This window comes from Acidovorax sp. SUPP3334 (genome assembly GCF_030159055.1).
Classification (GTDB): Bacteria; Pseudomonadota; Gammaproteobacteria; order Burkholderiales; family Burkholderiaceae_C; genus Paracidovorax.
On the sequence record NZ_BQXQ01000007.1, the window covers coordinates 82,012 to 104,226 of the forward strand.

General features: G+C 67.1%; 19 protein-coding genes and 4 pseudogenes. 16 read left to right on the top strand and 7 right to left on the bottom strand.

What is annotated here, in order from left to right:
- The first annotated feature begins 26 nt into the window (after positions 1-26).
- The 10 genes and pseudogenes from AVHM3334_RS05430 to fahA all read left to right on the top strand — a co-directional run bounded on the left by AVHM3334_RS05430 (position 27) and on the right by fahA (position 8,549).
- Positions 27-644 (top strand): Maf family protein, encoded by a 618-nt coding sequence (locus tag AVHM3334_RS05430; RefSeq protein ID WP_284410304.1) that lies wholly within the window; start codon positions 27-29, stop codon positions 642-644.
- Between the two features lie 76 nt (positions 645-720).
- On the top strand, positions 721-2,208 hold the full coding sequence (rng, locus tag AVHM3334_RS05435) for a ribonuclease G (RefSeq protein ID WP_284410306.1): 1,488 nt from the start codon (positions 721-723) through the stop codon (positions 2,206-2,208).
- A 151-nt stretch (positions 2,209-2,359) separates the two neighbouring features.
- Complete coding sequence (locus AVHM3334_RS05440) at positions 2,360-2,932, top strand: TetR/AcrR family transcriptional regulator (protein WP_284410308.1); 573 nt, start codon at positions 2,360-2,362, stop codon at positions 2,930-2,932.
- On the top strand, positions 2,929-3,270 hold the full coding sequence (locus tag AVHM3334_RS05445) for an SMR family transporter (protein WP_284410310.1): 342 nt from the start codon (positions 2,929-2,931) through the stop codon (positions 3,268-3,270). The genes AVHM3334_RS05440 and AVHM3334_RS05445 overlap by 4 nt, the downstream gene beginning before the upstream one ends.
- Positions 3,271-3,273: 3 nt before the next feature.
- Positions 3,274-4,029, top strand: coding sequence for a pentapeptide repeat-containing protein (locus AVHM3334_RS05450; RefSeq protein WP_349816610.1), 756 nt, complete (start codon positions 3,274-3,276; stop codon positions 4,027-4,029).
- Positions 4,030-4,188: 159 nt separating this feature from the next.
- A pseudogene (locus AVHM3334_RS05455) lies at positions 4,189-5,211 on the top strand (FAD-dependent monooxygenase); the annotation flags it as partial.
- Positions 5,208-5,396: pseudogene (locus AVHM3334_RS05460) on the top strand (DUF2783 domain-containing protein); the annotation flags it as partial. The pseudogenes AVHM3334_RS05455 and AVHM3334_RS05460, both read left to right, overlap by 4 nt.
- A gap of 29 nt (positions 5,397-5,425) precedes the next feature.
- Complete coding sequence (locus AVHM3334_RS05465) at positions 5,426-5,761, top strand: Bug family tripartite tricarboxylate transporter substrate binding protein (RefSeq protein ID WP_284410312.1); 336 nt, start codon at positions 5,426-5,428, stop codon at positions 5,759-5,761.
- A 79-nt stretch (positions 5,762-5,840) separates the two neighbouring features.
- Positions 5,841-7,118: pseudogene (gene hmgA, locus AVHM3334_RS05470) on the top strand (homogentisate 1,2-dioxygenase).
- A 103-nt stretch (positions 7,119-7,221) separates the two neighbouring features.
- Positions 7,222-8,549, top strand: a pseudogene (gene fahA / locus AVHM3334_RS05475) (fumarylacetoacetase).
- A 289-nt stretch (positions 8,550-8,838) separates the two neighbouring features.
- Here fahA and AVHM3334_RS05480 read toward each other — a convergent pair.
- The 5 genes from AVHM3334_RS05480 to lptF form a co-directional block, all read right to left on the bottom strand.
- Positions 8,839-10,011 carry a pyridoxal phosphate-dependent aminotransferase gene (locus AVHM3334_RS05480; protein ID WP_284410314.1) on the bottom strand — a complete coding sequence of 391 codons (1,173 nt, stop codon included), beginning with the start codon at positions 10,009-10,011 and terminating at the stop codon, positions 8,839-8,841.
- Positions 10,012-10,063: 52 nt separating this feature from the next.
- Positions 10,064-11,005 (bottom strand): CysB family HTH-type transcriptional regulator, encoded by a 942-nt coding sequence (locus AVHM3334_RS05485; protein WP_284410316.1) that lies wholly within the window; start codon positions 11,003-11,005, stop codon positions 10,064-10,066.
- 128 nt (positions 11,006-11,133) lie between these two features.
- Positions 11,134-11,508 (bottom strand): sirohydrochlorin chelatase, encoded by a 375-nt coding sequence (locus AVHM3334_RS05490; protein ID WP_284410318.1) that lies wholly within the window; start codon positions 11,506-11,508, stop codon positions 11,134-11,136.
- Between the two features lie 22 nt (positions 11,509-11,530).
- Complete coding sequence (gene lptG, locus AVHM3334_RS05495) at positions 11,531-12,634, bottom strand: LPS export ABC transporter permease LptG (RefSeq protein ID WP_284410320.1); 1,104 nt, start codon at positions 12,632-12,634, stop codon at positions 11,531-11,533.
- Positions 12,631-13,725, bottom strand: coding sequence for an LPS export ABC transporter permease LptF (lptF, locus tag AVHM3334_RS05500; RefSeq protein ID WP_284410321.1), 1,095 nt, complete (start codon positions 13,723-13,725; stop codon positions 12,631-12,633). Before lptF ends, lptG begins: the two co-directional genes overlap by 4 nt.
- 23 nt (positions 13,726-13,748) lie before the next feature.
- Here lptF and AVHM3334_RS05505 point away from each other — a divergent pair, with 23 nt between their 5' ends.
- The 4 genes from AVHM3334_RS05505 to AVHM3334_RS05520 all read left to right on the top strand — a co-directional run bounded on the left by AVHM3334_RS05505 (position 13,749) and on the right by AVHM3334_RS05520 (position 17,553).
- On the top strand, positions 13,749-15,257 hold the full coding sequence (locus AVHM3334_RS05505) for a leucyl aminopeptidase (protein ID WP_284410323.1): 1,509 nt from the start codon (positions 13,749-13,751) through the stop codon (positions 15,255-15,257).
- Positions 15,258-15,284: 27 nt separating this feature from the next.
- Entirely contained in the window at positions 15,285-15,719 is a 435-nt protein-coding gene (locus tag AVHM3334_RS05510) for a DNA polymerase III subunit chi (protein WP_284410325.1), read from the top strand.
- Positions 15,719-16,273 carry a hypothetical protein gene (locus tag AVHM3334_RS05515; protein ID WP_284410326.1) on the top strand — a complete coding sequence of 185 codons (555 nt, stop codon included), beginning with the start codon at positions 15,719-15,721 and terminating at the stop codon, positions 16,271-16,273. The genes AVHM3334_RS05510 and AVHM3334_RS05515 overlap by 1 nt, the downstream gene beginning before the upstream one ends.
- A 149-nt stretch (positions 16,274-16,422) precedes the next feature.
- Complete coding sequence (locus tag AVHM3334_RS05520) at positions 16,423-17,553, top strand: branched-chain amino acid ABC transporter substrate-binding protein (RefSeq protein WP_284410328.1); 1,131 nt, start codon at positions 16,423-16,425, stop codon at positions 17,551-17,553.
- A gap of 125 nt (positions 17,554-17,678) precedes the next feature.
- On the opposite strand, the gene AVHM3334_RS05525 is transcribed toward AVHM3334_RS05520, so the two are convergent.
- On the bottom strand, positions 17,679-18,686 hold the full coding sequence (locus AVHM3334_RS05525) for a D-2-hydroxyacid dehydrogenase family protein (protein WP_092743921.1): 1,008 nt from the start codon (positions 18,684-18,686) through the stop codon (positions 17,679-17,681).
- Positions 18,687-19,053: 367 nt separating this feature from the next.
- On the opposite strand from AVHM3334_RS05525, the gene AVHM3334_RS05530 reads away from it, so the two are divergent.
- Entirely contained in the window at positions 19,054-20,760 is a 1,707-nt protein-coding gene (locus AVHM3334_RS05530; RefSeq protein ID WP_284410331.1) for a long-chain fatty acid--CoA ligase, read from the top strand.
- 75 nt (positions 20,761-20,835) lie between these two features.
- Here AVHM3334_RS05530 and AVHM3334_RS05535 read toward each other — a convergent pair whose 3' ends face one another.
- Positions 20,836-21,219, bottom strand: coding sequence for a PilZ domain-containing protein (locus AVHM3334_RS05535; protein WP_284410333.1), 384 nt, complete (start codon positions 21,217-21,219; stop codon positions 20,836-20,838).
- 118 nt (positions 21,220-21,337) lie between these two features.
- Between AVHM3334_RS05535 and AVHM3334_RS05540 the strand changes: the two genes are divergently transcribed.
- Positions 21,338-22,105 carry a 2OG-Fe dioxygenase family protein gene (locus tag AVHM3334_RS05540; protein ID WP_284410335.1) on the top strand — a complete coding sequence of 256 codons (768 nt, stop codon included), beginning with the start codon at positions 21,338-21,340 and terminating at the stop codon, positions 22,103-22,105.
- Positions 22,106-22,215 lie beyond the last annotated feature (110 nt).

Consider the following 22,215-nt stretch of genomic DNA (forward strand, 5'->3'; position numbering starts at 1 on the left):
GGCTATCCTCCCGCCCCGTGCCGTCCTTGATCCCTTTCATCTATCTCGCATCGCAGAGCCCGCGCCGGCGCCAGTTGCTGGAACAACTGGGCGTGCGGCACGAATTGCTCTTGCCCAATGCCGACGGCGACGTGGCCGAAGACAGCGAAGCCATCGAGGCGGAGCGGCCCGGTGAAGCACCCGCACGCTATGTGCAGCGCGTGACCGGGCTCAAGCTCGATGCGGCCGTGGCCCGGCGCATTCGGCGCGGCCTGCCCGATGCGCCCATCCTTTGCTCGGACACCACCGTGGCGCTGGGCCGCACGATCTACGGCAAGCCCGAAGATGCGGCCCATGCCCGCCGCATGCTGGCCGAGCTGGCGGGCCGCACCCACCGGGTGCTCACGGCCGTGGCCCTGCAGCAAGGCACCGAGCGGTCGGTGGCCCTATCGATCTCGAAGGTGACCTTCGCCCCCCTGTCGCCGGCGCAGATTGCCGCCTATGTGGACAGTGGCGAACCCATGGGCAAGGCAGGGGCCTATGGCATCCAGGGGCCTGCAGCGCAGCACGTGTCGCATCTGGCCGGCAGCTACACGGGCATCATGGGATTGCCGCTGTTCGAGACCGCCCGATTGCTGCGGGGCGCGGGCGTGCTGCGCGATTGATTCGCGCGGCGGGGCGGCCAAGTCAGCCGTGGCCTCGCTATTCAGGCATCATGGGCGGCCACTTTTTTCCGAGCCCATGCAACAAGACATCCTGATCAACTGGTCCCCCCAAGAAACCCGCGTGGCCGTGGTCGAGCACGGTGCCGTGCAGGAACTCCACGTAGAGCGCACCCTGGAGCGCGGTCTGGTGGGCAATGTCTATCTGGGCAAGGTGTCTCGCGTGCTGCCGGGCATGCAGTCGGCCTTCATCGACATCGGCCTGGAGCGCGCCGCGTTTCTGCACGTTGCCGACGTCTGGCACCGCCAGGAAGGCGGCGAGGCCCCCATGTTCGCGCGCAAGGGCGAGCCGCCCGTGCCGATCGAAAAACAGGTGTTCGAGGGCCAGTCGCTGATGGTGCAGGTCATCAAGGACCCGATCGGCACGAAGGGCGCGCGCCTGTCCACGCAGATCAGCATTGCGGGCAGGCTGCTGGTGTTCCTGCCCCAGGACGACCACGTGGGCGTCTCGCAGAAAATTCCCGTGGACGAGCGCGACGCCTTGAGGGCGCGCCTGCAAGCGCTGGTGGGCGACAAGGCTTCGGGTGGTGGCGGCGGGTTCATCCTGCGCACGAATGGAGAGGACTCCACCGACGCCGAGCTGGCCGAAGACATCGCCTACCTGCGCAAGACCTGGGCGCGCATCAAGGACGCCTCGCTGCGCCTGCCGCCCATGTCGCTGCTGCACCAGGATTTGAGCCTGCTGCAGCGTGTGCTGCGCGATCTGGTGGGCGAAGAGACGGCCACCATCCGCATCGACTCTCGCGAGCAGTTTTCCATGCTGCAGGCTTTCGGGCGGGAGTTCATGCCGGCCGCCGCGCCCAAGCTGCAGCTGTACAAGGGCGAGCGGCCCATCTTCGACCTGTATGCGATTGACGAAGAGGTGGCCCGCGCCCTGGGCCGCCGGGTCGATCTGAAGTCGGGCGGCTACCTGATCGTCGATCAGACCGAAGCACTGACCACCATCGATGTGAACACCGGCGGCTACGTCGGCGCGCGCAATTTCGACGACACCATCTTCAAGACCAACCTGGAGGCCGCGCAGGCCATCGCGCGCCAGCTGCGGCTGCGCAACCTGGGCGGCATCGTCATTGCCGACTTCATCGACATGGCGCGCGAGGACCACCAGCACGCCGTGCTGGCGGAGTTCAAGAAGCAACTTTCGCGCGACCGGGTGAAGACCATGGCCGGCGGCTTCTCGCAATTGGGCCTGGTCGAGATGACGCGCAAGCGCACGCGCGAGTCGCTGGCCCACATGCTGTGCGAACCCTGCGAGCACTGCCAGGGCAAAGGCATCGTCAAGACGGCGCGCAGCGTGTGCTACGACATCCTGCGCGAAATCCTCAGGGAAGCCCGCCAGTTCAACCCGCGCGAGTTTCGCGTCGTGGCCTCGCCGCGCGTGGTGGAGCTGTTTCTGGATGAAGAAAGCCAGCACTTGGCGGGCCTGTCGGACTTCATCGGCAAGCCCATTTCGCTGCAGGCCGAAACGGCCGTGGGGCAAGAGCAATACGACATCGTGCTGCTGTGACGGGCATGGCCGCACACCGGGTGTGGATGCGGTCACGCTTCGGCCCTTGAGTCAAATCACGGTACTTCGATAACCCCTGCGGCACGCGGCGCACCGATCTGACGGGATGCATTCGATGGCTACAATAAAAAATCCGTCTGGATGGTTTTTTATGTCGGAAGCCCATAAACGTCTCAAACAACCCGAACGCGTCCGTGCGCAGTTGCTCGCGGTCGCTGGCGACCTGCTCGTTCAGGATGGCCCGCATGCCGTGACCCTGGACGCCGTCGCACAGCGTGCCGGTGTCACCAAAGGCGGTCTGCAGCATCACTTTCGCAGCAAACAGGCATTGCTGGAGGGCCTGTGCGACCAACTGTTCGACAGGTTCGATGTCTTCTTTGCCGCCGCGCTCGAAGCCGAGCCCGAGGGCCCGGCGCGGCATGCGCGTGCTTACTTGACATCGTCGTTCCAGGCCAGCACGCCGGACGAGCTTCGCACGCAGCGCGCGATCGCATTGCTCGCCTTCACGCTGCCGTCGTGCCGCGAGCGGTGGGGCGCCAAGATGCGTGCCTTGGTGGCAGAAGACGGCGCTGATCCTGCTGCTGCCGACCGGCTGTTCCTTTGCCGGCTCGCTGCGGACGGCGCCTGGCTCGACCAACTGCTGGACATTTACGGCACGGCGCCGGACCGCAAGGACCGCCTGTTGTCGCTGCTGCTTCGACTCACCCAAGGAGACGCGCCATGACCGTGACTTCCAGCTATCTCATTCTGGGACTCGCCATTGCGATGGAAGTGGGCGGCACTACCGCGCTGAAAGCCTCGGATGGCTTCACGCGCCTCGTGCCCAGCCTGATCACCGGGGTGGCGTATGCCGCCTCGTTCTACGCGCTGTCGCTGGTGCTCAAGACGATCCCGGTCGGCGTGGCCTATGCCATCTGGTCAGGGGTCGGCATCGTGCTGATTTCGGTGGTGGGCTGGGTGGTGTTCAACCAGCGGCTCGATCTGCCGGCCATGCTCGGCATGGCGCTGATCATCGCGGGCGTTCTGGTGGTCAATCTGTTTTCTAAAAGCGCGGGGCACTGAATCGTGAGCACTCATTTCGATACCGAAACCTCCACCATCGTCAAAACGGCGCACATCAATGCCGACGCTGACGCCGATCCGTCGGCCATCACCGATCAGGTCGTCTCACGCAGCGCGCTGGTGGAGTGGCTTGCGCGGCCCCATGCGCCGCTGTCGTTCGAGCAATGCCGCTTCGACGGCGCCGACCTGTCCGGCCTCGACCTCGGCGGGGCAAGGTTCCTGGAGTGCACCTTCGCGGAAACCCGTTTCGAGAAAGCGCTGCTGGCGGATTCGCGATGGCTCGATTGCAAGGCGCGGCAGGCGGACTTCTCCCTGGCCGACCTGTCCAACGCCCGCTTTTGCAGCAGCGATCTGAACAACACCCGCTGGACGCGCGCACGGCTTTCCTCAGCGCTGTTCACCGAGGCCAAACTGACCGGGGCCGTGTTCAACGAGGCCGTCACCCTGGGCCTCGAATTTCACCAGTGTCGGCTGGTGGGCGCAGACCTGCGGGGCCTTTCGTTTCGCAAGCGCAGCCTGGAACAACTGGACCTGTCCGAGGCCGATGTGGCGGGCTGCGACTTTCGCGATGCCGTTTTCGAAGGCGGCAGCCTGCGCGATGCCAACTTGAAAAATGCGCGGTTCGATGGGGCGGATCTCAGGTCGGTGGACCTGGGCGGGTTGACGGTGGCCATGGTGGCGCAGTCGTTTCGGGGCGCCATGCTGTCGATGGACCAGGCCGCCGTCCTTATCGGCAGCTTGGGCGTTCGCATCTGCTGAGGGGTACGGGGTACGGGGCGCGGGCCCGCGGGCTGCCACCTGGCGGGGCAGAGCCGTGCGGGCACCGTTCCGGTTCAGCGGCCCTGGGCATCGAGCCGCTGCGACACCCCGGCCGTGCAGGCCTTGAGCGCGCGTGCCACCGGCCCGTCCCAGGCCAAGCAGGCGGACGGCATCTGGCGCATCGACTTCCAATGGGGCTGGGAGGCCGACCCCGACCACGAACGAAAGCCCGAGAACATCGAGCTCCGCGTGCGTGCGCTGCTGGGGCCTCACGTGCCCTTCGAACTCGTCTGGGCCAGCGTCTATACCTTCGCGTGCCGCCGCATGGACGCCTTTCGCCATGGCCGGGTGCTGTTCGCGGGCGACGCGCCCCATGGCGTCTCACCCTTCGGCGCGCGGGGCGCCAACTCGGGCGTGCAGGACGCCGACAACCTGGGCTGGAAGCTTGCCGCCGTGCTGCAAGGCCAGGCCCCCGAGGCCTTGCGGGACACCTATGCGCTGGAACGCGAAGCCGCAGCGGACGAAAACATTCGTCACTCCACCCGCTCGACGGACTTCATCACGCCCAAGAGCCCGGTGAGCCGCATGTTCCGGGACGCGGTGCTGCAGCTGTCGCGCCAGCATGACTTTGCGCGCAGCCTGGTCAACAGCGGCCGGCTGTCGATGCCCTCGGTCCATGCCGGTTCGCCGCTCGTGACACCGGACGAGGACGCTTTCGCGGGACCGTTGTTGCCCGGCGCGCCCGCACCCGATGCACCGCTCGATGGCGAGGGCTGGCTGCTGCGCCGGGCCACGCACACGGGTTTCACGGCGCTGGTGTTCGGGGACGGGGAGGGCTGCGCCAGTGCCAGTGGTTGCGAGGGCGCCGGTGCCGATATCGATGCCAATGCCGATGCCGTGAAAGCCGCCCTGAAGGCCCTCAGTGGCTCGGGCCTCAATACCGTGTGCATCCCGCGCACGCCGGGCCATGCCATCGCATGGCAGCGCTATGACGCGCTCCCTGGCACCGTCTATCTGCTGCGCCCCGATCCGCATGTGTGCGCGCGCTGGCGCCGCCCCACGCCCGCCGCCGTGGCCGCTGCGCTCGACCGGGCCCTGGGCCGCATTGCGGCGCCGGACACGGAGCCTTTTGCCCCATCGACCTCGAACGCCGAAACACCGCATCGGAAGGCCCTGGCATGACGACTTCGCAAAGCCTCATCACCGCGCCGCACCTGGAGTCGCCCGACGATTTCTACCAGGCACTCATCGACGCGCACCAGCCTTTGACGGTCGAAGAGAGCCATGCCTTCAACGCCCGGCTGGTGCTGCTGCTGGCCAACCACATCGGTTCGCTGGCGGTGCTGCGCGAGGCGCTTGCCGCCGCGGCGCTCGGCCCGCCAGCGGCAACGCCTTCGTGCTGGGCGGCAAGGTGCGTGCCATCGGCGTGGCCAGCGCGCAGCGCATCGCCACGCTGCCCGATGTGCCCACGCTGCAGGAACAGGGCCTGGCAGGCTTCGAAGCCTATGCCTGGCAAGGCGTGTCGGTGCCCGCCGGCACGCCGCCCGAGACCATCGCGAAACTGAACAAGGCGCTGGTGGAGGCGCTCGACTTCACCGAGGTCAAGGCCCGCTTTCAGGCCCTCGGCGTGGACGGCATGCCCGGCACGCCGCAAGACATGGCACGCTACGTGAAGAGCGAGCGCGAGCGCTGGGGCCGGCTGATCCGCGACAACGGCATCCGCCTGGATTAGAGTCAAAATGGCCTCCAGCGCAATTAACACTAGGGCACATTGCTATTTAATTAATAGCATCGACTGCAAGGACGTTTTCATGACCCCCGACCCCATCACCGAGCCGCTGCGATACCAGAGCGGTTTCGGCAACCAGTTCGCCACCGAATCGGTGCCCGGCGCGCTTCCGCAGGGGCGCAACAGCCCGCAGAAAGCGCCGTTCCTGCCGTACCCGGAGCTGGTCTCCGGCAGCGCCTTCACCGCGCTGCGGCACGAGAACCGGCGCACCTGGCTGTATCGCCGCCAGCCCTCGGTGGTGTCCGGCCGCTATCGGCCCTATGCGCACGATGGCTGGACGACCGGCGCCGCTGGCGGCCATCCCGCGCCCACCGACTCCGTGGACGGCCTGCGCACCGTGGCAGCCAATGGCGACGTCGAAGCGCAGACCGGCATGGCCGCGCTGGTGTACACCGCCAATCGCTCGATGGAGCGGCGCGCGCTGGTCGATGCCGATGGCGAACTGCTGCTCATCCCGCAGCAGGGCCGGCTCGTGCTGACCACCGAAATGGGCGTGCTCGAAGTGGCGCCCGGCGAGGTTGCGCTGGTGCCGCGGGGCGTGGCTTTCAAGGTCGCGCTGCCCGACGGTCCACCGCGCGGCCACGCGTGCGAGAACTACGGCGCCGCCTTCCGCTTGCCCGAGCTGGGGCCCATCGGCTCCAACGGTCTGGCCAATCCGCGCGACTTCCTGGCCCCTGTCGCGGCTGCGGAAGGCCTGCCCGGCGACTACGAGATCGTGAAGAAATACGGCGGCCGACTGTGGACCGCACCGCAGACGCACACGCCGTTCAACGTGGTGGCGTGGCATGGCAACCTCACGCCCTGAAAGCACGACACCGCCACTTTCATGGTGATCGGCTCCATCAGCTTCGACCACCCGGACCCGTCGATCTTCACCGTGCTGACCTCGCCCAGCGACACGCCCGGCACGGCCAATTGCGACTTCGTGATCTTTCCGCCGCGCTGGCTGGTCATGGAAGACACCTTTCGCCCGCCCTGGTACCACCGCAACGCCATGAGCGAATTCATGGGGCTCGTGGTAGGCCAGTACGACGCCAAGCCGGAAGGCTTCAAGCCCGGCGGCGCCAGCCTGCACAAAGGCATGGTGCCCCATGGCCCGGACGAAGAGAGCTTCGAGCGCGCCACCGCCAGCGACCTGCAGCCGCAAAAGCTGGACGGCACGCTGGCCTTCATGCTGGAGAGCCGCTACCGCTTCGTGCCCACCGCGTTCGCGCTGCGCGAGAAGGAGCAGGGCGGCTCGCTGGACCCGGACTACCCGCGCTGCTGGCAGGGGCTGGCGGACCAGTTCAACCCCGGCTGAACCGCCGCCTTCCTGCGGTGGCCTGACGGATCTTCTCGATCTGATCCACGCCTTGCGCCCTGAAGCCTTCCGCCCTAAGCCTCACGCCCACGCCTCACATCCCATGACCCGAATCGACCGAACACACGACGCTGCCTTGCAAAGCTGGGTGGACTGCGCCAACGCGCCGGACACCGACTTTCCCATCCAGAACCTGCCGCTTGCGATCTTCCGGCGTGCGGGTAGCAACGAGCGGTTTCGCCCCGGCGCCGCCATCGGCGACCAGATCGTGGACCTGCTCGCGCTGCGTGATGACGGGTGGCTCGCTGGCGACGCGGCGGCGGCGCTCGAAGGCACCGAGGACGGCACGCTCAACCCGCTGATGGCCCGTGGCCAGCCGGCCCGCGCCGCCCTGCGCCTGGCGTTGTCCGACGGCCTTCGGGCCGGCGCGCCCGGTGCCGCGCGCTGGCAGCCTGCGCTGGTGCCGCAGGCCGAGGCGGAGCATGCGCTGCCGGCGCGCGTCGGCGACTACACCGACTTCTACACCAGCATCCACCACGCAACGGCCGTGGGCCGGCTGTTCCGACCCGACAACCCGCTGCTGCCCAATTACCCCTGGGTGCCCATCGGCTACCACGGGCGCGCGTCGTCGCTGGGCGTGTCGGGGCAGCGGTTCGCCCGCCCGGTCGCGCAACTGGGCCCGGCCAGCCCGGGCGGCACGCCGCGCTTCGGGCCCTGCGAGCGCCTGGACTACGAACTGGAGATGGCGATTTACGTGGCCACCGGAAATGCCCAGGGCGAACCGGTGCCGCTGGCCGAGGCGGAGTCGCATTGCTTCGGGCTGGGCCTGCTCAACGACTGGTCGGCACGCGACATCCAGGCCTGGGAGTACCAGCCGCTCGGCCCGTTTCTGTCGAAGAACTTCGCCTCGACCCTGTCGCCCTGGATCGTGACGATGGAGGCCCTGGCCCCGTTCCGCACGGGCTTCGTGCGCCCCGAAGGCCATCCCCCGCCGCTGCCCTATCTGGACAGTGCCGACAACCGCGCGCACGGCGCGTTCGATCTGCAGCTGGAGGTCTGGCTTCAGACCGCCGCGATGCGCGGCAACGGCCTGCCGCACCAGCGGCTGATGCGCTCCAACTTCGCCGATTCGTACTGGACCGTGGCGCAATTGCTGGCGCACCACACGGTGGGGGCTGCAACCTGCAGCCGGGCGATCTGCTGGGCTCGGGCACGCAATCCGGGCCTGGGCCGGACCAGGGCGGCTCGCTGCTCGAACTGTCGCAAGGCGGAAAGCGCCCCCTGGTGCTGGACAACGGCGAACAGCGCACCTTCCTGCAGGACGGCGACAGCGTCATGCTGCGTGCCCGCGGCGAACGCGAGGGCTACCGCTCCATCGGATTCGGCCATTGCGAGGGGCAGGTGCTCGCGGCAATGGCGCAGAAGGGTTGAGCCCAGGGCCCGTTCATCGCACCGTTTGGCCGCCGCTGCGACCGGCGCCTGGCCGGCGGCGGTGCCCGGTTCGAAGCGTGAAGGCCCCAACCCATCCGCTTTTTGCAGCGTGTGCGGCGCACCATCCACCCAACGTGACGGGCTGCTGAAAGCACCTGACTGCAGTGATTTCGCTCTGCCCCGCAAAGCCTGGTGCGTGCGTCCTCGGTCATTGGGCCTTCAGCGACCGGGCCGGTTTTTGAGGCTGGGCGCTGGCGAGCGGAACGCGCTGCGGCTCCGTTCGCGGCGCTCAGAGCTTGCGCAGCCGCTGCAGCGCCTCGCGCAGCGTGTCGTCCTGCTTGGCGAAGCAAAACCGCACCACGCGCTGGTCGAAGCCATCGCCGTAGAAGGCCGACAGCGGAATCGCCGCCACGCCCACTTCGCGGGTCACCCACTGGCAGAAGTCGGCTTCGTTCAAATCGCTCACGGCAGAAATGTCCACGCACTGGAAATAGCTGCCCGTGCTGGGCAGCAGGCGCAGGCGCGAGCCCTCCAGGCCCTGGCGAAAGAGATCACGCTTGGCCTGGTAGAAATCAGGCAACTGCAGGTAGGGCGCCGGGTCTTTCAAATAAGCGGCCAGCCCGTGCTGCATGGGCGTGTTCACGGTGAACACGTTGAACTGGTGCACCTTGCGGAACTCGGCCATCAGCGCGGCCGGGGCGGCGACGGTGCCCACCTTCCAGCCGGTCACGTGAAAGGTCTTGCCGAAACTGGAGACGATGAACGCGCGCGCCGCCAGTCCGGTAAAGCGTGCCGCGCTTTCGTGCTGCGCGCCGTCGAACACCATGTGCTCGTACACCTCGTCGCTGATCAGCAGCACGTCGGTGGGTGCCAGCAGCTCCTGCAGCGTGCGCATGTCGTCGGCCGTCCAGATCGTGGCGCTGGGGTTGTGCGGGCTGTTGATGATGATGGCGCGGGTGCGCGCCGTCATGGCGGCGGCGATCTTGCCGAAGTCGGGCCGGAAACTGCCCGGCGTGAGCGGCACGCGCACGACGGTGCCGCCGGCCAGCGCCACATTGGGCGCGTAGCTGTCGTAGCAGGGGTCGAGCACGATCACCTCGTCGCCCGCGTGCACCGTCGCCAGGATGGCGGTCAGGATCGCCTGGGTGGCACCGGCCGTGATGGTGATTTCGGTGTTGGCGCAGTATTTACGGCGGTGCAGCGCTTCTATTTTCGTAGCAACGGCATCGCGCAATGCGGGCACGCCAGCCATCGGCGGGTACTGGTTGTGGCCTGCTCGCATGGCGGCGTCCACCGCGTCGATCAGCGCCGGATCGCAGTGAAAGTCAGGAAAGCCCTGGCCGAGGTTCACGGCGCCGTGCTCGGCCGCCAGGGCCGACATCACGGTGAAGATGGTCGTGCCCACCTGGGGCAGCTTGCTGGGGAAAACGGGCGTGCGCGGGGTGCTGTCGTGGGAGGTCATGGCGCGAAAACGGGGCTTTGGACAAAAAATGGGTGGGACGCCGGGGTGACGATCAAAGCTCGTAGTCGTTCACGTGGCCGGTCATGGCGCGGGCGATGAGTTCGCGGTTCAGGCGGTCGCTCAGCAGCTCGGCAAACCTGTAGACGAAGTTGCGAAGGTAGGCGCCGCGCTTGAAGGCCACGCGCGCCACGCTCTGGCCAAAGAGGTGCCCCACCGGGCGCACCACCAGGTCGCCCAGCGGATCGTCGCGCATCGCCATCTCGGCCACGATGCCGATCCCCAGGCCCAGGCGCACGTAGGTCTTGATCACGTCGGAGTCGATCGCCTCCAGCACGATGCGCGGCTGCAGCTTGCGGGCCGCGAACGCCTGGTCGATCTTGCCGCGCCCCGTGAAGGAAGGGTGGTAGGTGATGAGGGCCTCGTGCGCGATGTCGTCCAGGCCCAGGCGCTCTTTTTGCGCCAGCGGGTGGGCGGTGGGCATCACCAGCACATGCTGCCATTCGTAGCAGGGCAGGGTCACGAGATCGGGGTAGTCGGCCAGCGATTCGGTGGCCATGCCAATCTCGGCCACTTCGTCGATCACCATGCGCGCCACTTCATGGGGCGTGGCCTGGTGCAGGCTGATGTTGACCTTGGGATAGGCGTCGCGGAGCTTGGCCACGGGCAGCGGCAACACGTAGCGGGCCTGCGTGTGCGTGGTGGCGATGCTGAGGGTGCCGCTGTCTTGCGCGCTGAACTGCTCGCCGATGCGCTTGAGGTTGCCCACCTCGCGCATGATCAGTTCGATGCTCTTGAGCACATGCTGGCCGGGCTCGGTGATGCGCTTGAGCCGCTTGCCATGGCGCGCGAAGATGTCCACGCCCAATTCCTCCTCCAGCTCGATGATGGCCTTCGACACGCCAGGCTGCGACGTGTGCAGCGCCTTGGCGGCTTCGGTCAGGTTGAGATTGCGGCGCGCGGCTTCCTGAACGAAGCGGAATTGGTGCAGGTTCATATCTTATTGCTGCTAAAGAAGGCGGTCATTATGCTGCAGCAATCTAAAGAAAACACGCGAAAAGCCGAGTGAACCCCGTTTTTACCCAGCGGTTTGCAGCGCTTTGGCTTTGCGCCATCCCGGTCAGGTCAAGACTCGCCAGCGATTTCAGCCATCAGTGCCGTCATGCGTGGGTCTTCGCCGATCGCTCCCTGTACCGTGAAGTGAACGTCGGGGTGTGCATCGCGCAGCGCCTGCACGAGCAGCGGGAGGTCTTCCCGCGCGTGCTTGCCGGTGCCGAGAAACATGGGCACGACCGTGACATGCAGGGCGCCTTCGCCGACCAGCGCCGCGACGGCCTGTGCCAGGTCGGGCGTGGTCAGCTCCAGGTACGCACAGCGCACGAGCAACTCCGGGCGGTGCTGCTGCAGATGGGCTTGCACGGCCTCCATCGGCGCGCGCCAGAGGGGGTCGCGCGAGCCGTGGGCGAAAAGGACGACGCCTTTGGGGGCAGGGGTGTTCACTCAGGCAGTCTTTCTCGTTCGGTCAACGGCGCAGCACCAGCCAGCCGAAGGCCGCCAGCGATAGCACCGAATAAATCAGCCCCGGCGCCGCCGCCGTGAGCCAGGGCGACCAGTTCTGCAGGTTGCCCGCATAACCGAACACGTTGTTCAGCAGGAAGAAGCTGATGCCTGCCATCACCCCGCCGAACACGTAGCCCGCGATGCCGCCGGAGCGGAAATGGAGGTAGGCGAACGGCAGCGAGAGCACCACCATCACCAGGCAGCTCAAGGGGTAGAACACCTTGCGCCAGAACTCGATTTCATAGCGCTGCGCGGCCTGGCCGTTGGACTCCAGGTGGCGGATGTACTGGAACAGGTCGATGGTCGCCATGCGGTCGGGCTTGAGCAGCGAGGCCGACACCATGTCGGTGCTGATGCGCGTGGGCCAGCGCAATTCGGCCTCCTGCAGGCGCTCCACGCGGGCTTCGGCGTCGCCGCTGCGGTGGAACACGCTGCGTTTGACCTGCTTCAGCTCCCAGTGGTCGCTGGCGAAGGTGCCGCTGGCCGCCTGCAGCGTGGAAGCCACCCGGCCATCGGCATCGAACTCGAACACGCGGATGTTGAGCATGCCGCCGTCGGGGCTCAATGCACGCACGTTCACGGCCATCGAATGGCTGCCCTGGCGTTCCTTCAGCCAGGCGCCGGTCGCGCCCGTGGTCAACTGGCCCAGGTGCCGAGCCTTGACCAGCTGTGCCGCCCGGTCGGTGACCGGCGCGATGTAGTCGCCGACGGCGAAGGTCAGCATGACGAACCCCAGCCCCAGCACCAGCAGGGTGCGCAGCGCACGCCATGGCCCCAGGCCGCTGGTGCGCATGATGGTGAACTCCGAGCTTTGCGCCAGCCGCGCCATCACGAAGATGGTGCCGATCAGCACCGTGATCGGCAGCAGTTCGTAGAGATGGCTTGGAATGCTCAGCGCCACGAACAGCATGGCGTGGGACAGCTGGTAGCCTTCAGGCCCGGTGCGGCCGACCCAGCGCAGCTCGTCCACCATGTCGAAAAAGAAGAACAGCGCGAGGAACCCGAGCGTGACGAACGCCACGGCCGACAGGGCCTCGCGGTAGATCAGGCGGCGGATGGTCTTCATGCGCGCACTCCGCGACGCCACAGCATGCTGGGCGACCAGCGGTGGTGCCGCGCCGTGAGCAGCGTCACGCCCAGCGCCAGCGTTCCGCCATGCAGCAGCAGCATGAAAGGCACCACGCCGAGCCGTCCGGAACTGATCCAGCTTTGTCCAAGGGTCATGAGGTTGTAATAGACGACGAAGGCAAAGAGCGCCAGTACCAGGCTGCTGCTGCGCCCCGCGCGGGGGTTGACGCTGGCCAGCGCCAGGCCCATCACCACGAAGTTGAGCGCGGCGACCGCAAGCCCGAAGCGCCACCCCAGCTCGGCGCGGAACGCGGGCTCGGCCGAGGCCAGCAGCGTGGGCGTGGAGAGGGTCTTGACGGCCTGCTCGTCCTGCGCGCCTGCGGGTGCCGAGCCGATGCGGGTGCCGTATTCGATGAATTCGCTCACCTTGAGCCCGGGCTTGTCCACCGTGGTCTCCAGCCGCTGCCCATCGGTCAGCAGCACCATGCGTTCGCCGTTGCGCGTCTCCAGCCGGGCGCTGCGGGCCGATGTGACGGTTTCGCGGCCGCGTTCGGTGGAGGCGATGAAGACGTTGCTGGCCTGCTCGGCATCAGGGCTTTCGCGGTCGATGAAGAAAACGCGGCTGCCGTTGGCGGATTCCTGGAATTCGCCGGGCGCGATGCGGTCCACATCGCCACGCTGCTCATACTGGACCTTGAGCGCCTGGATCTGCTGATTGGCCCAGGGCCAGATCACCAGCGCCAGCGTCGCGATCACGAGCATCACCGGCCACGCGAAACGCAGCAAGGGAGAGAGCAGGTTGATGAGGCCCCGGCCGCTGGCGAACCAGATCACCATTTCGCTGTCGCGGTACATGCGCGACAGCGTGCCGACCACGGCCACGAAGAGGCTCAGGCTGAGGATGGTGGGCAATTGCCCGAGCACCGTGAAGCCCATGACGAGCATCACGTCGGACGGATTGACGCTGCCGCGCGAGGCCTGGCCGAGCGTGCGGATCAGCATCATGGTCATGACCACGGTGACCAGCACCACCAGGGTCGCGCCGAAGCTGCGCGCCAGCTCCTTGCGAATGGATGAATCGAATAACATTGGCTCGAAGGAAAACACCGATTATGAACTTCGATCTGAAGACCCTGAGCCTGGACGGCGCTGCCACCGAGAAATGCGACCTGCTCGCCGTGGTGGTGGCAGAGGGTGCCAAACCCGCAGGCGGTGCGTTGCCCAGCCTGATCGCGCATGCCCTGAAGAACGGCGACTTCGACACGAAGGCCGGCAAGAGCCTGCAGCTTTACCAGATGCCTGCCGTGTCAGCCCGCCGAGTCGTGTTGCTGGGCGGTGGCGACGGTTCGCCCCGCGCCACGCGCCAGGCCATCCTGGCCGCGGCTTCGCTGCTGAAATCGCCCCAGATCAAGCGCGCGGCCGTGTGCTTTGCCGCGGCCCCTGCCGCTGGCGCGGTTGCCGCCGCCGTGCAGGCGCTGGCAGAAGCCACCTACGTGTACACCGCCACCAAATCCAAGACCGAGCCGCAGGTGCTTTCTCGCGTGGTGGTCGGCGTGGCCGATGCGGCCGCGGCCAAGGCGGAATTCACGCGGGGCGTGGCGCTGGTGTCGGGCATCGAATACGCCCGCGAGTGGGCGAATCGCCCGGCCAACCATGCCACGCCCACGCTGCTGGCCGGTGCGGCCAAGGCCCTGGCCAAGTTCCCTTCCATCCAGTGCAAGGTGATGGGGCCGGCCGAAGTGGCCAAGCTGGGCATGGGCGCGTTCCTGGCCGTCGCACGGGGATCGGAAGAGCCCCTGCGATTCATCGAACTGCGCTACGACGGCGGCCCGCGCGGCCAGGCCCCCACGGTGTTGATCGGCAAGGGCATCACCTTCGATACCGGCGGCATTTCCATCAAGCCTGCCGCCGAGATGGACGAGATGAAATTCGACATGGGCGGCGCGGCCAGCGTGCTCGGCGTGTTCCGCGCGCTGGCCGAGCTCAAGCCCGCGATCAACGTGGTGGGTTTGATTCCCGCCTGCGAAAACATGCCCGATGGCCGTGCGGTCAAGCCCGGCGACGTGGTCACCAGCATGAGTGGCCAGACCATCGAAGTCCTGAACACCGACGCCGAAGGCCGCCTCGTGCTGTGCGACGCCATCACCTACGCCGCGCGTTTCAAGCCAGCGGCGATGGTGGACATCGCGACCCTGACCGGCGCTTGCGTCGTTGCCCTGGGCGGCCTGCGCAGCGGCCTGTTCGCCACCGACGATGCGCTGGCGCAAAGCCTGCAATCGGCGGGCGATGCGGCGCTCGACCCGTGCTGGCGCATGCCCCTGGACGACGAATACGGCGAGGGCCTGAAGAGCAACTTTGCCGACATGGGCAATGTGGCCGGCCGCGCTGGCGGCGCCATCACCGCGGCGAAATTCTTGCAGCGTTACGTGGGCGACACGCCGTGGGCCCATCTGGACATCGCCGGCACGGCATGGAAGGGCGGTGGCGCCAAGGGTGCGACCGGTCGGCCGGTGGCGCTGCTGATGCACTACCTGCTGGATGCCGCCGCGCAGCCCAAGCCCGTGGTGGCGCGCAAGCCCGCCGCGAAGGCCGTGCGTGCACCGCGCGCGGCCGCCCGCTGATCGTTGCCACGGCCCGGCCTGGATGACATGACGGAAATCGCTTTCCACTTCAATGCGCCTGACAAGCTGGCCTATGCGTGCCGCTTTGCGCGCAAGGTGCTGCGCAGCGATGCACGGCTGGTGATCACCGGGCCGGAGTCCGAACTCGACAGCCTCGACCGCGCGCTGTGGGCCATGGCGCCGCAGGATTTCGTTGCGCACTGCAACGATCGAGACGGCGAGGAACTGCGCGAGGCTTCGCCCGTGCTGCTGGCCCAGGACCTGCGGCGCGTGCCCCATCACGAAGTGCTGTTGAACCTGGGCGGCACGGTGCCGCAGGGCTTCGAGCGCTTCGGCAAGCTGGTGGAGGTGGTCAGCGCGCACGACGAGGCCGACCGCAGCGGCGCACGCGATCGCTGGCGCCACTATGCGGCGCGGGGCTACCAGATCGTTCGGCACGACCTCGTTCTGAAAGGCGCCTGATGTCTTCCCCTCCGCCCAAGGCCCCTCCCAGATTCGTGCCCACGCTCACCGATGTGGTGCAGCTGGCGGACGGCGTACCCGGCGTGGGGCAGCCGGGCGTGCCAGTGAAGGGTGCCGTGAGCCCTTCCGTGCCGCACGCTCCTGCGGTATCGCCCGTGCCCGCACCGGTGCCTCGACCGTCGGTGCCTCGACCGTCGGTGGCTGTGCCCGCCGTGGCGCGCACCTTGCCGAACCCGGCGCCTCACCCCTTGCCGCCAGTGCGTCCCACGCTGCCTTCGACACCCACGCCCTCGGCCGCCCCGGCACCTGCGGTCTTCGCAAGGCCCGCTCCAGGCCTGAAGGACATCGAGGAAGTGGTGATCCACCGCGTGATGCAGCGCGTGGACGTGGTGCTGGACCAGCGCCTGCGCGAGGCGATCGCCACGGTGGTGCTCGAACAGACCCGCTCCATCGTGCCCCGCCTGCGCGAGGAAGTGGAGTCCGTGGTGCGCCACGCGGTGTACGAAGCCGTGGCCGAAGAGCTGGCCAGCCACCCGGGAACGGCGCCCGGTTGACGCAGGAATGGGCAGTGACAGGGTATTCCCCTGTGGTTTCTGCCGCATTTCATCGTGTTCCCTAGTGATCTGGCCCATAAATTGCGATATGTTTCCGGCGTTGAGACACAACAATATTTCTCAGCGCTCACCCCTTAATGGAGATTCATATGCAACTGAAGTTGAAACTGACCGTGGTTGCCGCTATCGCGGCTTTTGCCGGCGCGGCCTCTGCACAAGAGCAAGTGGTCAAGATCGGTCACGTGGGACCGGTTTCCGGCCCGCAAGCTCACTACGGCAAGGACAACGAAAACGGCGCGCGCATGGCAGTTGAAGAACTGAATGCACAAGGCGTCACGATCGGCGGTAAGAAGATCAAGTTCGAACTGCAGGCGGAAGACGACGCCGCAGATCCGAAGCAAGGCACCGCCGCTGCACAGAAGCTGTGCGATGCAAAGGTTGCTGGCGTGGTGGGCCATTTGAATTCCGGCACGACCATTCCTGCCTCCAAGGTGTACAACGACTGCGGCATTCCCCACGTCACCGGCGCCGCCACCAACCCCAACCTGACCAAGCCAGGCTACAAGACGACGTTCCGCATCATCGCCAACGACAACGCCCTGGGCGCTGGCCTGGCGTTCTATGCCGCCGACACGCTGAAGCTCAAGACCGTGGCCATCGTCGATGACCGCACGGCCTACGGCCAAGGCGTTGCCGACGTGTTCAAGAAGACGGCAACGGCCAAGGGCATGAAGGTGGTGGACGAGCAGTTCACGACCGACAAGGCCACCGACTTCATGGCCATCCTGACGGCCATCAAGTCCAAGAACCCCGATGCGGTGTTCTACGGCGGCATGGACCCCCAAGCCGGCCCCATGCTGCGCCAGCTGGAACAACTGGGCATGGGCAACGTCAAGTTCTTCGGTGGCGACGGCATCTGCACGTCCGAGATCGCCAAGCTCGCAGCGGGCGCCAAGACGCTGAACAACGTGGTCTGCGCCGAAGGCGGCGCTTCGCTGGGCAAGATGCCTGGCGGCACCGCATGGCGCGCCAAGTACGACGCCAAGTACCCCAACCAGTTCCAGGTGTACAGCCCTTACACCTACGACGCCACCATGCTGCTGGTCGATGCCATGAAGCGTGCCAACTCGTGGGACCCGAAGGTCTACATCCCTGAACTGCAAAAGTCCAACTACAAGGGTGTGACGGCCAACATCGCCTTCGAACCCAATGGCGAACTGAAGAACCCCGCCATCACCTTGTACGTGTACAAGGACGGCAAGAAGACGCCTCTGAACTGAGGACGCAGCAGCGCCGCGGGTTGAAAGACCGGCGGCGCTCGCCGAAAGCAAAAGGCCTCCGCATGCGGAGGCCTTTTTTCATTCTTGGCGCTGGCTGAAAAGCATGGCCAGCCTGCCAAAGGCGCTCAGCGCCGGACTTGCAGCGCGCCCGGGTTGACGATGTTGGTCGGCGTGCCCTTGATGTAGTTGATGACGTTGTCGAATGCGGCGCCGAAGTACAGCTCGTAGCTGTCTTGCTCCACGTAGCCGATGTGGGGCGTGCAGATGCAGTTCTCCAGCCGCAGCAGGGCGTGGCCCTGCAAGATCGGCTCGCTCTCGAACACGTCCACCGCCGCCATGCCGGGGCGTCCGCGGTTCAGTGCCGCGATCAGTGCATCGGCTTCGATCAGCTCCGCGCGCGAGGTGTTCACCAGCAGTGCGGTGGGCTTCATGCACGACAGATCTTCCAGCCGGATGGCTCCGCGCGTCTCGTCGTTCAGGCGCAGATGCAGCGAAATCACATCGCACTGGGCAAAGAACTCTTCCCGCGTGGTCGCCACCTGCAGGCCGTCGCTCAGGGCCTGCGCCCGCGAAGCTTCCCGCCCCCACACCCGCACGTTCATCCCGAAGGCGCGCCCGTAGCCGGCGACGATCTGGCCGATGCGTCCGTAGCCCCAGATTCCCAGCGTCTTGCCCCGCAGCACGGTGCCGATGCCGAAGTTGGGCGGCATGGACGCCGCGCGCAGGCCGGACTGCTGCCAGGCGCCGTGCTTCAGGTTGGAGATGTACTGGGGCAGGCGCCGCATCGCCGCCATGATGAGCGCCCAGGTCAGCTCCGCTGGCGCCACGGGGGAGCCCACGCCCTCGGCCACCGCGATGCCGCGCTCGGTGCAGGCCGCCACATCGACATGCGAGCCGACCTTGCCGGTCTGCGCGATGAGCTTCAGGCGCGGAAGCTTTTCGACCAGTTGGCGCGACAGGTGGGTGCGCTCGCGCACCAGCACGATGATGTCCGCGTCCTTGAGGCGCACCGAAAGCTGGCCCAGCCCTTTGACGGTGTTCGTGTACACCTTGGCGTTGTAGGGGTCCAGGCGTGCAGCGCAATGCAGCTTGCGCACTGCATCCTGGTAGTCGTCAAGAATGACAATGTTCATGTTGTCCGTAAAACCCGCAAGATTGGCTGGGCAAGGGCCTGTGCACAGGCCTTGCCGCAGAAATCGAAAGAACGGCGCCGCGCGGACTGCCCGGCCCGGCAGTGCCGGCAGGGGCAGGGCGTTCGGCCCAGCCGCACATTGTCGTTGATGCGCGCGGCGGCGTCGCCGCGCAAACCCGCTCAAACCGTGGATGCGGGACAGGCGGTTACAAAAGTCTCCGTCCTGGCACCATTGCGGCCCCCGCCTGTGTCCGGCTTTGGGCCCCACGGAAAGCCAGGGTCGCCCACGCGACGCTCTGTAGGGGGCATCCCCGATGCTGGGCCTGCGCAAGAACAATAGGCTGCATGGCAAAGGAATCGAATCGTCCATGCCCGCACACCATGCCTTCTGGCCTCGCCGTCTTCCGCACACGCTCACGCCTCCGGCCACCTCGCTCTGGGACAACCTGGCGATCAGCGCCCACCGCTATCCCGATAAACCGGCCTTGGTTTTCTTCGGCCGGGCGCTGACCTACCGCCAGTTGGCCGATGGCGCGCAGCGGCTGGCAGCGCACCTGCATTCGCTGGGCGTGCGAAAAGGCGACCGGGTGGTTTTGTGCATGCAGAACTGCCCGCAACTGGTGATGGCGCATTTCGCGATCCTGCGGGCCAACGCGGTGGTGGTGCCCGTCAACCCGATGAACCGCGCGCAAGAGCTCACCCACTACATCACCGACCCCGACGCGCGCGTGGTCATCACCACGGCGGACCTCGCGCCAGAACTGACCCGCGCCAGCGATGCCCTGCCGGCAGGCACTGGGCTGGCGCACCTGGTGGTCACGCAGTTCACCGATGCGTTCTCGGTCGAGGAAGCCGGGGCGGATGCGATTCCGCCCGCCTGGCAGGAATGGCTCTGCACTCGTTACCCACTGCCGCCGCTCGCTGGCGGCCAAGTGCACGCCTGGGAAGACGCCATGGCCTGCACGGCACCGCCGCCCGGCATCGAAGTGGGGCCGCAAGACCTGGCCGTGCTGCCCTACACCAGCGGCACCACCGGGCTGCCCAAGGGCTGCATGCACCCGCACCGCAGCATCATGCACAACGCGGTCGCCAGCAGCCTGTGGAGCACGGCCACGCCGGAGAGCGTGACGCTGGCCGTCGTGCCGATGTTCCACATCACCGGCATGGTCAGCGTGATGCACTCGTGCCTCTACGTGGGCGCCACGCTGGTGCTCATGCCGCGCTGGGACCGCGACCTGGCCGGCCGGCTCATCTCCCGCCACCGCGTGACCAACTGGACCAACATTCCAACGATGGTCATCGACCTGATGGGCAGCCCGAACTTCGCTCAGTACGACCTGTCCAGCCTGTCGTACATCGGCGGCGGCGGCGCCGCCATGCCGCAGGCGGTGGCGCAGCGGCTGTTCGAGCAATACGGCCTGCGCTACACCGAAGGCTACGGCCTGACCGAAACCGCCGCGCCGTCGCACACCAATCCGCCCGACCATCCCAAGCAGCAGTGCCTGGGAATTCCCTTCATCAGCACCGACTCGCGCGTGATCGACCCCGACACCCTGCAGGAGCTGCCACCCGGCGAGCAGGGCGAAATCGTCATGCACGGCCCCGGCGTGTTCAGCGGCTACTGGAAGCTGCCCGGGCCGACTGAGGCGGCGTTCATCGATCTGGACGGCAAGCGTTTTTTCCGTTCTGGCGACCTGGGGCGGGTGGACGAGGAGGGCTATTTCTTTCTGACCGACCGGCTCAAGCGGATGATCAATGCCAGCGGCTTCAAGGTGTGGCCGGCCGAGGTCGAGGCCCTCATGTTCCGCCACCCTGCGATCCAGGAAGCCTGCATCATCGCGGCGCGCGACAGCTACCGGGGCGAGACGGTCAAGGCCGTCGTGGTGCTGCGCCAGGAATACCGGGGCCAGGTGAGCGGCGACGACATCATCGCCTGGTGCCGCGACAACATGGCCGTGTACAAAGTGCCCCGCATCGTGCAACTGGTGGATGCGCTTCCCAAGAGCGGTAGCGGCAAGGTGATGTGGCGGGCGCTGCAGGAGTCCGAACTCGCCGACCCCACCGCACCGGCCTGACGGGGCGCCTCCACTCGGCCCACTCGGCCCAATCGGCAGCCTTGCGGGCGAGGCGGCGCCGGCGCCGCCAGGCTTTCAATGCGCCGCGTGCGACGCGATGAGTTCCGCCAGATCCCGCTCCAGCAGCGCGGGATCGCCCAGTTGCAGCTCGATCACGCGGCGCAGGTGGGTCACGCTGTCCAGATCCATCGTGCGGCATTGCAGGCCCGCCTGCCGGCCTTCGATGTGCACGATGTCGCCCGACATGGCGATGTGGTCGTTGTCGTCCGACAGCGGCAGCACCAGCTGGCACGGCGCGCCGCGCGGAAGGTCCGCCACCGGCGCCTCGTCGCCCAGGAGCAGCAGAGCGCCTTGCAGCGACAGGTCCAGCACCTGGACGCTGAAGGTCCCGAGGCCGGTGGTCAAGAGCGCGGGCGCATCGAAGGCCACGCGGACGTAGTGGCGGCGTTCATGGGACATGGAAATTCCTGGGGGTGGCGGGGCTCTGCGATGCTACTGCACGGCCGTGCCGCCGCCTGCCGTTGGCTGGAACTTTGGGGCCAGGTTCCACGCCCCTGCCGGGTTAAGCTTGGCCGCCATGGCGCACATCACCTTTCCCCCTCCGTATTTGCCACCGGACCAAGTGGCAAGCCATCTGCGCAGCGCCGGTTATGCCGTGCTGCGGCCTGCCGATACCGCGGCATGGATCGGTTGCCCGCTGGGCGATCTCCAGGCCCTGCACGCCGACTGGAGCGGCCTGCCGCCCGATGAATTCCTGAAGGACGGCGGACGCTACCGGCGCCGGCGCCACGCGTGCTTCGTCTCGGACGGCGACAGCGTGCAGACCGTGCCGCACCGCGCGCACTGGCAGCCGGTGGAGTACAACGCGCTGCACGGCGGCATGCAGCGCTGGTTCGCACCCATGCTGGACACCACCGTGGTGCGCCCGGCGTGGCTGCAATTGCTGGCGGCGCTGGCGCGGGTGTCGCAGGCGGCACTGGCCACCGAGCCCGAGCGCTGGTTCATCGAGGCGCACCAGTTCCGCATCGACACCACCGACGGCATCGGCCGTCCGACGCCCGAGGGCGCGCACCGCGACGGCGTGGATTTGGTGGCGGTTTTCCTGGTGGGGCGCGAGGGCGTGAAGGGCGGCGAGACGCGTATATTCGAAGCGTCGGGTCCCAGCGGCCAGCGCTTCACGCTCAACGAGCCGTGGTCGCTGATGCTGCTGGACGATGCGCGCATGATCCACGAGACCACGCCCATTCAGCCGCTGGCGCCCGGCGGGTTCCGCGACACGCTGGTCGTGACCTGCCGGCGCGGGGGCTTCCAGGACGCGGTCGAAAAACCGGCCCATGCCGCATGACTTGATGCGGATCAACGGCCAGAACGCCGGCCGCCGCGACACTCGGGCCTGAAGGCGGCCTGGCGGGCTCCAAGCCCGCTGCCCGCAAAAGGCCCTGCCTGATCCATCAA

Coding starts and splice junctions, on each gene's coding strand:
- rng (WP_284410306.1), top strand. CDS start 721: ATGCAACAAGACATCCTGATCAACTGGTCCCCCCAAGAAACCCGCGTG.
- AVHM3334_RS05440 (WP_284410308.1), top strand. CDS start 2,360: ATGTCGGAAGCCCATAAACGTCTCAAACAACCCGAACGCGTCCGTGCG.
- AVHM3334_RS05445 (WP_284410310.1), top strand. CDS start 2,929: ATGACCGTGACTTCCAGCTATCTCATTCTGGGACTCGCCATTGCGATG.
- AVHM3334_RS05480 (WP_284410314.1), bottom strand. CDS start 10,011: ATGACCTCCCACGACAGCACCCCGCGCACGCCCGTTTTCCCCAGCAAG.
- AVHM3334_RS05485 (WP_284410316.1), bottom strand. CDS start 11,005: ATGAACCTGCACCAATTCCGCTTCGTTCAGGAAGCCGCGCGCCGCAAT.
- lptG (WP_284410320.1), bottom strand. CDS start 12,634: ATGAAGACCATCCGCCGCCTGATCTACCGCGAGGCCCTGTCGGCCGTG.
- lptF (WP_284410321.1), bottom strand. CDS start 13,725: ATGTTATTCGATTCATCCATTCGCAAGGAGCTGGCGCGCAGCTTCGGC.
- AVHM3334_RS05505 (WP_284410323.1), top strand. CDS start 13,749: ATGAACTTCGATCTGAAGACCCTGAGCCTGGACGGCGCTGCCACCGAG.
- AVHM3334_RS05510 (WP_284410325.1), top strand. CDS start 15,285: ATGACGGAAATCGCTTTCCACTTCAATGCGCCTGACAAGCTGGCCTAT.
- AVHM3334_RS05515 (WP_284410326.1), top strand. CDS start 15,719: ATGTCTTCCCCTCCGCCCAAGGCCCCTCCCAGATTCGTGCCCACGCTC.
- AVHM3334_RS05520 (WP_284410328.1), top strand. CDS start 16,423: ATGCAACTGAAGTTGAAACTGACCGTGGTTGCCGCTATCGCGGCTTTT.
- AVHM3334_RS05525 (WP_092743921.1), bottom strand. CDS start 18,686: ATGAACATTGTCATTCTTGACGACTACCAGGATGCAGTGCGCAAGCTG.
- AVHM3334_RS05530 (WP_284410331.1), top strand. CDS start 19,054: ATGCCCGCACACCATGCCTTCTGGCCTCGCCGTCTTCCGCACACGCTC.
- AVHM3334_RS05535 (WP_284410333.1), bottom strand. CDS start 21,219: ATGTCCCATGAACGCCGCCACTACGTCCGCGTGGCCTTCGATGCGCCC.
- AVHM3334_RS05540 (WP_284410335.1), top strand. CDS start 21,338: ATGGCGCACATCACCTTTCCCCCTCCGTATTTGCCACCGGACCAAGTG.